This is a genomic window from Niallia sp. FSL W8-0177, assembly GCF_038006285.1.
Lineage (GTDB): Bacteria > Bacillota > Bacilli > Bacillales > Cytobacillaceae > Niallia > Niallia circulans_A.
This window is the reverse complement of the sequence record NZ_JBBOUX010000001.1, coordinates 4,369,731-4,382,915: the sequence shown is the minus strand read 5'-3', so window position 1 is coordinate 4,382,915 and position 13,185 is coordinate 4,369,731. Positions and strand designations below refer to the sequence as shown.

9 protein-coding genes and 1 other annotated feature (1 of these 10 cut by a window edge) are annotated in these 13,185 nt (G+C 38.4%); all 9 genes read right to left on the bottom strand.

Translation table 11 applies throughout. The features are described 5' to 3' along the window. Positions 1-67: 67 nt before the first annotated feature. The 9 genes from fusA to rplJ all read right to left on the bottom strand — a co-directional run bounded on the left by fusA (position 68) and on the right by rplJ (position 13,096). Positions 68-2,143, bottom strand: coding sequence for an elongation factor G (fusA, locus tag NST77_RS21300; RefSeq protein WP_095333632.1), 2,076 nt, complete (start codon positions 2,141-2,143; stop codon positions 68-70). A gap of 47 nt (positions 2,144-2,190) precedes the next feature. Continuing rightward, positions 2,191-2,661 (bottom strand): 30S ribosomal protein S7, encoded by a 471-nt coding sequence (gene rpsG / locus NST77_RS21295; protein WP_016204554.1) that lies wholly within the window; start codon positions 2,659-2,661, stop codon positions 2,191-2,193. A gap of 40 nt (positions 2,662-2,701) precedes the next feature. Then, positions 2,702-3,124, bottom strand: coding sequence for a 30S ribosomal protein S12 (rpsL, locus tag NST77_RS21290; protein WP_047943712.1), 423 nt, complete (start codon positions 3,122-3,124; stop codon positions 2,702-2,704). Positions 3,125-3,224: 100 nt separating this feature from the next. Continuing rightward, positions 3,225-3,473 (bottom strand): 50S ribosomal protein L7ae-like protein, encoded by a 249-nt coding sequence (locus NST77_RS21285; RefSeq protein WP_047943711.1) that lies wholly within the window; start codon positions 3,471-3,473, stop codon positions 3,225-3,227. Positions 3,474-3,688: 215 nt separating this feature from the next. Next, on the bottom strand, positions 3,689-7,288 hold the full coding sequence (gene rpoC / locus NST77_RS21280; RefSeq protein WP_047943710.1) for a DNA-directed RNA polymerase subunit beta': 3,600 nt from the start codon (positions 7,286-7,288) through the stop codon (positions 3,689-3,691). 204 nt (positions 7,289-7,492) lie between these two features. Continuing rightward, positions 7,493-11,053 (bottom strand): DNA-directed RNA polymerase subunit beta, encoded by a 3,561-nt coding sequence (gene rpoB / locus NST77_RS21275; protein ID WP_047943709.1) that lies wholly within the window; start codon positions 11,051-11,053, stop codon positions 7,493-7,495. 249 nt (positions 11,054-11,302) lie between these two features. Next, positions 11,303-11,908: a class I SAM-dependent methyltransferase gene (locus NST77_RS21270; protein WP_341123515.1), complete on the bottom strand. Its 606-nt coding sequence runs from the start codon at positions 11,906-11,908 to the stop codon at positions 11,303-11,305. 273 nt (positions 11,909-12,181) lie between these two features. Then, entirely contained in the window at positions 12,182-12,541 is a 360-nt protein-coding gene (rplL, locus tag NST77_RS21265; protein WP_095333626.1) for a 50S ribosomal protein L7/L12, read from the bottom strand. 54 nt (positions 12,542-12,595) lie between these two features. Beyond that, positions 12,596-13,096 (bottom strand): 50S ribosomal protein L10, encoded by a 501-nt coding sequence (rplJ, locus tag NST77_RS21260; RefSeq protein WP_047943706.1) that lies wholly within the window; start codon positions 13,094-13,096, stop codon positions 12,596-12,598. A 32-nt stretch (positions 13,097-13,128) separates the two neighbouring features. Beyond that, positions 13,129-13,185 (bottom strand) — a sequence feature (ribosomal protein L10 leader region); it runs 94 nt beyond the window's last position.

The window sequence follows — 13,185 nt, the reverse complement described above, 5'->3', positions numbered from 1 at the left end:
TGATTAATGATCACAGCTTTATTGCCTACATAGTAGTTATACTTCATTAAAAAGGTAAAATCAACAATTACCCTTTATTTTTTTTGATGATCTCTTCAGAGATTGATTTTGGTACTTCTTCATAGTGATCAAACACCATAGAGAATACTCCACGACCTTGCGTGCTTGAACGTAATGTCGTAGCATAACCAAACATTTCAGAAAGAGGAACCATCGCACGAACAACTTGTGCGTTACCACGAGCTTCCATACCTTCAACACGTCCACGACGTGAAGTGATATTACCCATGATATCACCCATGTATTCTTCAGGGATGATAACTTCTACCTTCATAACAGGTTCAAGAATTACAGGATTACATTTAGATGCTGCATTTTTCAATGCCATTGAAGCAGCGATTTTGAACGCCATTTCAGATGAGTCAACGTCATGGTATGATCCATCAAATAATTTAGCTTTGATGTCTACCATTGGATAACCAGCAAGTACTCCTCTTTGTAATGCATCTTCTAAACCAGCTTGAACTGGTGCGATGTATTCACGTGGAACAACACCACCGACGATAGCATTTTCAAATTCGAATCCTTTACCTTCTTCGTTTGGTGAGAACTCAATCCAAACGTGACCATATTGTCCACGTCCACCAGATTGACGTGTGAATTTCCCTTCAACTGCAGCAGATGAACGGAATGTTTCACGGTAAGCAACCTGAGGAGCACCAACATTAGCTTCAACTTTGAACTCACGACGCATACGGTCTACAAGAATATCTAAGTGAAGTTCACCCATACCAGCGATGATAACTTGACCAGTTTCCTGGTTTGTATGCGCGCGGAATGTTGGATCTTCTTCTTGTAATTTTTGTAGTGCAGTTGTCATTTTATCTTGGTCAGCTTTTGATTTTGGCTCAATAGACAATTCGATAACTGGCTCTGGGAATTCCATTGATTCTAAGATTACTAAATCCTTTTCATCACATAGAGTATCTCCAGTAGTAGTATCTTTTAAACCTACAGCTGCTGCGATATCACCAGCATATACTTCTGTAATCTCTTGACGGCTGTTTGCGTGCATTTGTAGAATACGTCCTACGCGCTCACGCTTACCTTTTGTAGAGTTTTGTACATATGAACCAGAGCTCAATGTACCAGAGTATACACGGAAGAATGTCAGTTTACCAACGAATGGATCTGTCATTACTTTGAACGCAAGAGCAGCGAATGGCTCATCATCACTTGAATGCTTTTCGATCACTTCATCTGAATCAGGAGCAGTACCTTTAATTGCAGGTACGTCTAATGGAGATGGTAAGTATTCAATAACAGCATCAAGCATTTTTTGAACACCTTTGTTTTTGAAAGCAGAACCACAGATTACTGGGTAGAATTCAACGTTAACTGTACCTTTACGGATAGCAGCTTTTAATTCATCAGTAGTGATTTCCTCACCACCAAGATATTTTTCCATTAACTCTTCATCAAGTTCAGCTACAGCTTCAACCAATTTCTCATGGTATTCTTCTGCTAACTCTCTGTAGTCTTCTGGAATTTCACGTTCTTGAATATCTGTTCCTAGATCATTTCCGTAGAAAGTTGCTTTCATTTCAACTAAGTCAATGATGCCTTCGAATTGATCTTCAGCACCAATTGGTAGTTGAATTGCATGAGCGTTTGCTTGTAAACGGTCATGTAAAGTTTTTAATGAATAAAGGAAATCTGCACCGATTTTATCCATTTTGTTTACGAATACTACACGAGGTACACCATATGTTGTCGCTTGACGCCAAACAGTTTCTGTTTGTGGCTCAACACCAGATTGTGCATCAAGTACTGCAACAGCACCATCAAGTACACGCAGAGAACGTTCAACTTCAACAGTGAAGTCTACGTGTCCTGGAGTATCAATGATGTTTACACGGTTACCTTTCCATTGTGCAGTTGTTGCTGCTGATGTGATGGTAATTCCACGCTCTTGTTCTTGCTCCATCCAGTCCATTTGAGATGCACCTTCGTGAGTTTCACCAATTTTGTGGATACGACCAGTGTAGTAAAGTACACGCTCAGTTGTAGTCGTTTTACCAGCATCAATATGTGCCATGATACCAATATTACGAGTGTTTTCTAAGGAGAACTCTCTTGCCATTTGGTCTTTCTCCTTTCATAATGAAAGTATTTTTGTAAATTATAATTTTACCAACGGTAGTGAGCAAACGCTTTGTTCGCTTCTGCCATTTTGTGTGTATCTTCACGTTTCTTAACTGATGCGCCAGTGTTATTAGCTGCATCTAAGATTTCGTTAGCTAGTCTCTCTTCCATTGTTTTCTCTCCGCGAAGACGAGCGTAGTTAACTAACCAGCGAAGACCTAAAGTTGTACGTCTTTCAGGACGAACCTCCACTGGAACTTGATAGTTAGAACCACCAACACGGCGTGCTCTTACTTCAAGAACTGGCATGATATTCTTTAATGCTTGATCAAATACTTCAATCGCTTCTTTTCCAGAACGCTCAGCAACGATTTCGAATGCTGAATACAGGATAGCTTGCGATTTCCCTCTTTTACCATCAATCATCATTTTGTTGATTAAACGAGATACAAGCTTTGAATTGTAAATCGGATCTGGTAATACGTCTCTTTTTGCTACAGGACCTTTACGTGGCATTTGATTTCCTCCTTTCAATTATGCTATAAATTCTATTTTATTATTTTTTAGCTGCTTTTGGTTTTTTAGTACCGTATTTAGAACGACCTTGCATACGGTTGTTAACTCCAGCAGTATCAAGCGCACCGCGTACGATATGATAACGTACCCCCGGTAAGTCTTTTACACGTCCTCCACGGATTAGTACAACACTATGTTCTTGTAGGTTGTGACCAATACCAGGAATGTATGCTGTTACTTCGATACCATTTGTTAAACGAACACGTGCATATTTACGTAATGCAGAGTTTGGTTTTTTCGGTGTCATTGTACCAACACGAGTACATACCCCACGTTTTTGAGGTGAAGATACGTTTGTTTGTGCTTTTTTGAAACTGTTATAACCTTTGTTTAACGCAGGAGACTTCGACTTCTCTTCAGTAGATTGACGAGGCTTGCGCACTAATTGGTTAATTGTTGGCATTTCTTTTTCCTCCCTTCCTTTATGTTTGAAGCCCACACATCCAGGTGGTTCATATTAGGGCAAAAACAAAGTTCTCATGGTTAATTCCATAAAAACAGTTTTAAATAATTATGGCAACAGTTGCTGCGCCTACTTCTATTCCGCATGATTCGCCAAGCTTCTTCATGGATTCAACAAGTATAATAGGAATATTCACTTCTTCAGCTACCTCAGATACCTTTCTAATGATCATCGGATCGGCATCCTCTGCAACGATAACCTCGGTTGCAATCCCTTTTTTTAACGCTTTTACTGTTTGCTTTGTTCCTACTACTATTTTACTTGCCTGTCGTACTTTTTCATAAGACATTTTTATATCCTCCAAAGCAACAGGTGAATAGGAGCACCTTTGATATAGTATCATCTATAAAATTAGATGTCAATTATTTTCCTAAAAAACTTTCCTTTAATAAATAGATATGTTCATAAAAGGTATGGATGTTGACCCATCTATCAATTCACAAATGATAGATAGGTCAACGTAATAACCATATGCCTTTTTGGAAAAGATCTAATTTATCGCTATTACTCTACCGTAACAGACTCTTCTGTTAGTTCTTCTGCAGTAATAGGTTCAGCATGACGATATCTTGGCATTCCAGTTCCAGCAGGAACTAATTTACCAATAATTACATTCTCTTTCAATCCTAGTAATTCATCGCGTTTACCTTTAATCGCAGCGTCTGTCAGAACTCTTGTAGTTTCTTGGAATGATGCAGCTGATAAGAATGAATCTGTTTCAAGAGATGCTTTTGTGATACCAAGTAATACCGGTCTTCCTGTTGCAGGAAGTTTTCCTTCTCTTAAAGCTTTTGCGTTTGCATCAGTAAATTGGTGAATGTCTAATAGAGTACCTGGTAATACATCTGTCTCACCAGCATCTACCACTCTGATTTTGCGTAGCATTTGGCGAACCATTACTTCTACGTGCTTATCACCAATTTCTACCCCTTGCATACGATAAACTTTTTGTACTTCACGAAGTAGATATTCTTGTACTGCTGTAACGTTTTTCACTTTAATTAATTCTTTCGGATCAATAGAACCTTCTGTTAATTCCTGCCCTTGCTCTACTACATCATCAACTTTTACTTTAAGTCTTGCTGTATAAGGAGCAGTATATGTTCTAGTTTCTAATTCACCTTGAACAACAATCTCATGTTGACGGTCTCTACCTTCGTTGATACCAACAACAACCCCTGCCATTTCCGTAATAACCGCTTGCCCTTTTGGATTACGAGCTTCGAATATTTCTTGGATACGAGGTAAACCTTGTGTGATATCGTCTCCAGCAACCCCACCAGTATGGAATGTACGCATTGTTAACTGTGTACCCGGTTCTCCGATAGATTGTGCTGCAATAATACCAACAGCTTCTCCAACTTCCACTTCTTGACCAGTTGCTAGGTTGCGACCATAACATTTTTTACATACACCATGACGAGTATTACATGTAAACGCCGAACGGATCCATACTTCTTCGATATTAGCTTCAACAATTTCCACTGCTAAATCTTCTGTAATAAGTCCATTTTCAGGAACAATAACTTCGTTCGTTTCTGGGTGTTTAATTGATCTTCTTGCATATCTTCCGATTAAACGCTCATCTAGTGATTCGATAATTTCTGTACCTTCTTTAAGCGCAGAAACTAATAATCCTCTGTCTGTACCACAATCATCCTCACGAACAATGACATCTTGTGCTACGTCAACAAGACGACGAGTCAAGTAACCAGAGTCTGCTGTTTTTAGTGCTGTATCGGCAAGACCTTTACGCGCACCATGTGTAGAGATAAAGTACTCTAATACCGTTAAACCTTCACGGAAACTTGAGATAATCGGTAATTCGATGATTCTACCAGCCGGGTTGGCCATCAAACCACGCATACCAGCAAGCTGTGTAAAGTTAGATGCGTTACCACGGGCTCCGGAGTCACTCATCATAAAGATTGGATTACGTTTATCTAAGGATTTCATCAGTTTTGCCTGGATTGTATCTTTTGCAGCACTCCAGATAGAAATAACGCGATCATAACGCTCTTCCTCTGTGATTAATCCACGTCTAAACTGTTTCATTACATTATCTACTTTACTTTGTGCTTCTTCGATAATTTCTTGTTTTTCGCCTAATACTACGATGTCAGCTACACCAACAGTAATACCAGCTTTAGTAGAATGTTTAAATCCTAAGTCTTTCATTCTATCCAACATCTTAGAAGTTTCCGTTATCTTGAATCGTTTAAAGACTTCAGCAATTATATTACCTAAAATTTTCTTTTTGAACGGTTCGATAATTGGCAACTCTCTAATTGCAGCAGGTACATCTACACCTGGCTCAACAAAGTATCTTTCGGGAGTTTTTTCTTCTAAGTTTGTTTTCGTTGGTTCGTTAATGTACGGGAAAGATTTTGGTAAAATTTCATTGAACACTAACTTACCTACTGTTGTTAACAACAATTGTTTATTCTGTTCTTCTGTAAATGTTTCGTTATTTAAAGAACTAGCACGTACCGCCACACGAGTGTGTAAATGCACATAACCATTTTGATAAGCTAATAAAGCCTCATTTGTATCATTGAAGATCATACCTTCTCCAACTGCACCTTCACGCTCTAATGTTAGGTAGTAGTTTCCTAATACCATATCCTGTGAAGGAGTAACAACTGGCTTACCATCTTTAGGGTTCAAAATGTTTTGGGCTGCAAGCATAAGTAAACGAGCTTCTGCTTGTGCTTCAGATGATAATGGAACGTGAACCGCCATTTGGTCTCCGTCAAAGTCAGCGTTGTAAGCTGTACATACTAACGGATGTAGACGAATTGCACGGCCTTCTACTAGCGTTGGTTCAAATGCTTGAATACCTAATCTGTGTAAAGTTGGGGCGCGGTTAAGTAAAACAGGGTGTTCCTTAATAACTTCCTCCAGCACATCCCAAACTTCCGGTTGAAGTCTTTCGATTTTTCTTTTCGCAGATTTAATATTGTGGGCAATACCCTTTTCTACTAACTCTTTCATTACGAAAGGCTTAAATAATTCAATTGCCATTTCTCTAGGCAGACCACATTGATACATCTTTAAGTTCGGACCTACAACGATAACAGAACGACCAGAATAATCAACACGTTTTCCTAATAAGTTTTGACGGAAACGTCCTTGTTTACCTTTAAGCATATGTGACAATGATTTAAGTGGTCTGTTACCAGGACCAGTTACTGGACGTCCGCGACGGCCGTTATCAATCAACGCATCTACAGCTTCTTGGAGCATACGTTTTTCGTTTTGTACGATAATGCTTGGTGCACCTAAGTCTAATAATCTTTTCAGACGATTATTACGGTTAATAACACGACGGTATAAATCATTTAGGTCAGAAGTCGCAAAGCGGCCACCATCTAATTGAACCATCGGGCGCAATTCTGGAGGAATTACTGGAAGCACGTCAAGAATCATCCAAGAAGGCTCATTTCCAGAACCACGGAACGCTTCTAATACTTCTAGTCTTTTAATCGCACGAGTTCTTCTTTGCCCTTGTGCTGTTTTTAATTCTTCTTTTAATGCATCTACTTCTTTATTTAAATCAATATCTGATAATAACTTCTTTATAGATTCAGCACCCATTGAAGCTTGGAACTTCACACCGTATTTATCACGGTATGCTCTATACTCTTTCTCTGAAAGAAGTTGTTTCTTCTCAAGAGCAGTGTCACCTGGATCTGTTACAACATAAGAAGCAAAATAAATAACTTCTTCCAGTGCACGTGGAGACATATCTAACACTAGACCCATACGGCTTGGGATTCCTTTGAAATACCAAATATGTGATACCGGAGCCGCTAGTTCGATGTGTCCCATACGTTCACGACGAACCTTTGCACGAGTAACTTCTACTCCACAACGGTCACAGACTACTCCTTTGTATCTAACACGCTTGTATTTACCACAGTGACATTCCCAGTCTTTTGTAGGACCAAAAATACGCTCACAGAACAAGCCATCTTTTTCCGGTTTTAAAGTACGATAGTTAATTGTTTCTGGCTTTTTGACTTCACCAAATGACCATGAACGGATTTTATCTGGCGAAGCTAGACCTATTTTCATATATTCAAAATTATTAACATCCAACAAGGGTCCTACCTCCCTTTCGATCTTCAGGCTTTTGCCTTACTTAAAAACTTCTAAAAACATTTATAATCAAAGACAGGCCGTCACAAAAGGGTCTGACTTCACTTGAATAATCTATTTTAAAAGATATAAAAGGATCTTCTATCTAGATGTCTTCGCAGTGGAGTCTGACCCTTTTGTTTTTAGACAGGCCATGTTCATTACTTATTATTCTTGCATGCCTACCTTTTCTGACTCAGGCTCTTGTGTTTCGGAAACAATTGTCAGAGATTCAGCTTGATGAATATCATCGTCATCATCTGTGTCTCTCATTTCAATTTCTTCTTCTGTGCTAGATAAGATTTTCACATCTAATCCTAAACTTTGCAGCTCTTTCATTAATACGCGGAATGATTCAGGAACTCCTGGTTCTGGAACGTTTTCTCCTTTAACAATCGCTTCATATGTTTTCACACGACCAACAACGTCATCTGATTTAACAGTAAGAATTTCTTGTAAAGTATAAGCAGCTCCATAAGCCTCCAGTGCCCAAACCTCCATCTCTCCAAAACGCTGACCACCGAACTGAGCTTTTCCTCCTAGTGGTTGTTGCGTTACTAAAGAATATGGTCCTGTTGAACGAGCATGTAGTTTATCATCAACCATATGAGCAAGTTTGATCATATACATAACTCCAACGGATACACGGTTATCAAAAGGTTCACCTGAACGTCCGTCATATAGTACTGTTTTCGCATCTTGCGCCATTCCAGCTTCTCTAATTGTTTCCCATACATCTTCCTCACGAGCACCATCAAAAACTGGTGATGCAACATGGATATTTAAGCTTCTTGCAGCCATTCCCAGATGCAATTCTAATACCTGACCGATATTCATACGTGATGGTACACCTAGTGGATTTAACATGATGTCAACTGGTGTTCCGTCTGGTAAGTATGGCATATCTTCTTCAGGTAAAATTCGGGAAATAACCCCTTTGTTACCGTGACGACCTGCCATCTTATCGCCTTCATGGATTTTACGTTTTTGAACAATATATACACGTACTAATTGGTTAACACCTGGTGGTAATTCGTCTCCATCTTCTCTATTGAAGACTTTAACATCGTGGACGATTCCGCCACCACCATGTGGAACACGTAAACTTGTATCACGTACTTCACGTGCTTTTTCACCAAAGATAGCATGTAATAATCTTTCTTCTGCTGTTAATTCAGTTACCCCTTTAGGTGTAACTTTACCAACAAGCAAATCACCATCTTTTACTTCGGCACCGATACGAATAATACCACGATCATCTAAGTTACGTAGCGCATCTTCTCCGACATTCGGAATATCACGCGTAATTTCTTCTGGTCCTAATTTTGTATCACGAGATTCTGATTCATATTCTTCAATATGAATAGAAGTATAAACATCATCTTTTACTAAGCGTTCACTCATGATAATAGCATCTTCATAGTTGTATCCGTCCCATGTCATAAAGGCAACTAATACGTTACGTCCAAGGGCTAATTCACCTAGCTCCATAGAAGGACCATCAGCTAAAACCTCGCCTTTTGTTACTTTATCACCTACAGCAACAATCGGGCGTTGATTATAACAAGTACCTTGGTTTGAACGAACAAACTTAAGCATCTTATATTTATCAAGATTTCCTTTTACTTCTTGACCATCTACTTCAGAAATACGTCTAACCCATACTTCACGAGCTTCTACATGTTCAACAATACCAGGATGCTTACAGATAACAGCTGCCCCTGAGTCTTTTCCTGAAACGTATTCCATTCCAGTTCCTACTCTTGGAGCTTCTGGCTGCATTAAAGGTACTGCTTGACGCTGCATGTTCGCACCCATTAAGGCACGGTTAGAGTCATCATTTTCTAAGAACGGGATACACGCTGTTGCAGCAGATACAACCTGCTTTGGAGATACGTCCATATAGTCTACACGATCACGCTTAACAACAACGTTCTCATCACGGAAACGTGCTACTACATCTTCATCTAAGAAAGAACCATCTTCCCCTAAACGAGCATTCGCTTGGGCAACAACATAGTTATCTTGTTCATCAGCTGTTAAATAATCAATTCGTGACGATACTTTACCTGTCTCAGGATCAACACGTCTGTATGGTGTTTCAATAAAACCAAAACGGTTTACTTTTGCATAAGAAGATAAAGAGTTAATCAAACCAATGTTTGGTCCCTCAGGTGTTTCAATCGGACACATACGGCCATAGTGAGAATAGTGAACGTCACGAACTTCCATCCCTGCACGTTCTCTTGTTAAACCACCAGGTCCTAATGCAGATAAACGACGTTTGTGTGTTAATTCTGCTAATGGATTTGTTTGGTCCATGAACTGAGAAAGCTGAGAGCTTCCAAAGAATTCTTTAATAGATGCAATAACAGGTCTGATATTAATTAACTGCTGCGGTGTAATAGTATTCGTGTCTTGAATAGACATTCTTTCACGTACAACACGCTCCATTCTTGATAAACCAATACGGAATTGATTTTGCAACAATTCGCCTACAGAACGAAGACGTCTGTTACCTAAATGGTCAATATCATCTGTTAGACCTACTCCATGTAATAAATTAAAGAAATAACTGATAGAAGCAATGATATCTGAAGGAGAGATGTTTTTCACAGCTTCTTCTACATATGCATTACTAATAACATTAATTTCTTTATCCCCTTCATCTAGTGGTGAATAAATTTTCACTGATTGTACAACAACATCATCTTCTAATACTCCGCCATACGGGCTCAGCTTTTTAAAGCCGATATTGTTTTCTAGATTAGGAATAATACGGTCAAGCGCACGGCGATCTAAAAGAGTTCCTTTTTCAGCGATAATCTCGCCAGTTTCAGGATCCACTAATGTTTCTGCTAAACGCTGATTAAATAATCTATTTTTAATATGAAGCTTTTTATTGATTTTATAACGACCTACATTCGCAAGATCGTATCTTTTTGGATCGAAAAATCTCGATACCAATAGACTTTTTGCGTTTTCAACAGTAGGTGGTTCTCCCGGACGAAGACGCTCATAAATTTCTAATAGCGCTTTGTCTGTTCCTTCTGTGTTATCTTTTTCTAAAGTATTACGCAAATACTCATTGTCACCAATCAATTCAATAATCTCTTGATCGGAACCAAATCCTAATGCGCGTAAAAGAACAGTAACAGGAAGTTTACGTGTGCGATCAATACGCACATATACTACATCCTTTGCATCTGTTTCATACTCTAGCCATGCTCCACGGTTAGGAATTACTGTTGCAGTAAATCCTTTTTTACCGTTCTTATCAAGTTTTCCATTATAATAAACACTTGGAGAACGTACTAACTGAGAAACGATAACTCGTTCCGCACCATTAATAACAAAAGTACCAGTTTCAGTCATAAGCGGGAAATCACCCATGAATACATCTTGGTCTTTTACTTCTCCTGTTTCTTTATTTACAAGACGAACCTTCACACGCAAAGGTGCAGAATATGTAACATCTCGCTCTTTCGATTCTTCCACTGAATACTTAGGATCTCCCAAGCTATAATCAATGAAATCAAGTGATAAATTGCCAGTAAAATCTTCAATAGGCGAAATGTCCTGGAACATTTCTCGCAATCCCTCATCTAAAAACCATTGATAGGAAGAGGTTTGGATTTCAATAAGATTTGGTAATTCTAAAACCTCACTAATTCGTGCGTAGCTTCTCCGCTGGCGGTGTCGTCCATACTGAACAAGTTGACCTGTCAACTGATTCACCCCTCAAATCAAACGTTATAGTACATCTATTAACATCTTATAAAAAAAGGATATTAGACCCATTTTTATAAGACAAAAAGAAAAAGGGTTTTCCAATCAAAAAACCACATTTTCATATTTCTAATATTATTCTGTTAGTTTTTCCTTCTTACACCAATTTTATACAGTAACTTAGATAAAATTGCGAGTTTCAGAAAAATATTATATTGGCATTATACAATGCTATCACAACAAAAAGGACTAGTCAATCTTTTTTGCTTGAATTATAAAATAGCCTTTTTTCTTTTCTACTACGTTTACCTCTTTAAAGAATTCTTCTAATTTCGCAATAGCAGAGGGTGCTCCTTGTTTCTTTTGAATCACAACCCATAATTCCCCATTAGGTACTAAACACTCATAGCTTTGCTCAAAAATATCATGAACTACTTTCTTCCCCGCTCTTATCGGCGGATTAGTTAATATAGAGGCAAACTTTTGTCCTTTCACACGAAGAAGTCGATCACTTTCATATATGCGAACATTTTCAACGCCGTTTTGTCTGGCATTTTCTTCTGCTAATTCAATAGCACGCAAATTAACATCAACCATATGGACCATTCTATTTGGGGAAGTCTTCGCAATAGATATACCTATCGGGCCATATCCACAGCCTACATCTAATATATCTCCATCTAAATCAGGCAAGGTATACGTCTCTATCAATAATCTAGACCCAAAGTCCACTTCTTTTTTAGAAAAGACTCCATTATCTGTTTTAAAACGTATTGTATTACCTTTAAGCGTAAAATTCCAGTAATTTGGATCGCTACTTACATTTTGGGTTCGGGAATAATAATGTTCCGTCATACGAACACCTCCTTAGGAGAATTATTTAAGGAAGACTACTTGAGGATTGACTACAAAGCACAGCATCGTAATCAATTAAAAAGCGCAGACGACTTTTCCTAAAGTTATCATATACCATCAGTAGCTTATTCATAGAACTCCTTAGAAGATAATTCCCCCAGCAGTTCACGATTCACTTCTAACTTGGTAAATTGCGCCTAACTTTTCTTAAGTCCTTCTCACTTTTCAGGAAAAAAAAGCCCGCTAAAATAGCGAGCTTCTTTTCAACTAACATTACTTAACTTCAACGTTAGCTCCAACTTCTTCAAGTTTAGCTTTGATTTCTTCAGCTTCTTCTTTAGAAGCTCCTTCTTTAACTGCTTTTGGAGTGTTGTCAACAAGTTCTTTTGCTTCTTTAAGACCAAGACCTGTGATTTCACGTACAACTTTGATAACTTTGATTTTTTGATCTCCAGCAGATGCAAGAACTACATCAAACTCAGATTTTTCAGCAGCAGCTTCTCCGCCACCTGCAACTACAGCTACAGGAGCAGCAGCAGTTACTCCAAATTCTTCTTCAATTGCTTTTACTAAATCGTTTAATTCTAAAACAGTCATATTTTTAACTGCTTCTAAGATTTGTTCTTTAGACATTATATGTTTCCTCCTTGTTTTTTGGGGTTTTATGATACATTTCCGTATAAAATATTAAGCGCCTTGTTCTTCTTTTTGATCTGCAACTGCTTTTGTAGCAAGAGCAAGGTTGCGGATTGGTGCTTGAAGAACGCTGAGTAACATAGAAAGTAAACCTTCGCGTGATGGAAGTTCAGCTAGAGCTTTTACTTCTTCAACTGTTGCTAAGTTCCCTTCGATTACTCCCGCTTTAATTTCTAATGCTTCATGGTTTTTAGCGAAGTCATTTAGAATTTTTGCTGGTGCAACAACATCCTCATTACTGAACGCAATAGCGTTTGGACCAGTTAAGGATTCGTTTAAACCTGCTAATTCAACAGATTCTGCAGCACGGCGAGTTAAAGAGTTTTTGAAAACTTTAAACTCGATTCCTGCATCACGAAGTTGTTTACGAAGTTCAGTTACTTCTGAAACAGTCAAACCACGGTAGTCAACAACGATAGTTGATTTACTTGCTTTGAATTTCTCCGCAATATCAGATACTATTTGTTTCTTTTGTTCGATTACGCTGCTCATCTTTACACCTCCTGTAGAATTTCTACATTCATACCGACAAATAAAATCCTCCATATCTATTAGACATGGAGGTGTATACAATAGTCGTT

Excerpts from the sequence above, each read along its gene's own strand:
- fusA (WP_095333632.1), bottom strand. The coding sequence starts at position 2,143 with ATGGCAAGAGAGTTCTCCTTAGAAAACACTCGTAATATTGGTATCATG.
- rpsG (WP_016204554.1), bottom strand. The coding sequence starts at position 2,661 with ATGCCACGTAAAGGTCCTGTAGCAAAAAGAGACGTATTACCAGATCCG.
- rpsL (WP_047943712.1), bottom strand. The coding sequence starts at position 3,124 with ATGCCAACAATTAACCAATTAGTGCGCAAGCCTCGTCAATCTACTGAA.
- NST77_RS21285 (WP_047943711.1), bottom strand. The coding sequence starts at position 3,473 with ATGTCTTATGAAAAAGTACGACAGGCAAGTAAAATAGTAGTAGGAACA.
- NST77_RS21270 (WP_341123515.1), bottom strand. The coding sequence starts at position 11,908 with ATGACGGAACATTATTATTCCCGAACCCAAAATGTAAGTAGCGATCCA.
- rplL (WP_095333626.1), bottom strand. The coding sequence starts at position 12,541 with ATGTCTAAAGAACAAATCTTAGAAGCAGTTAAAAATATGACTGTTTTA.
- rplJ (WP_047943706.1), bottom strand. The coding sequence starts at position 13,096 with ATGAGCAGCGTAATCGAACAAAAGAAACAAATAGTATCTGATATTGCG.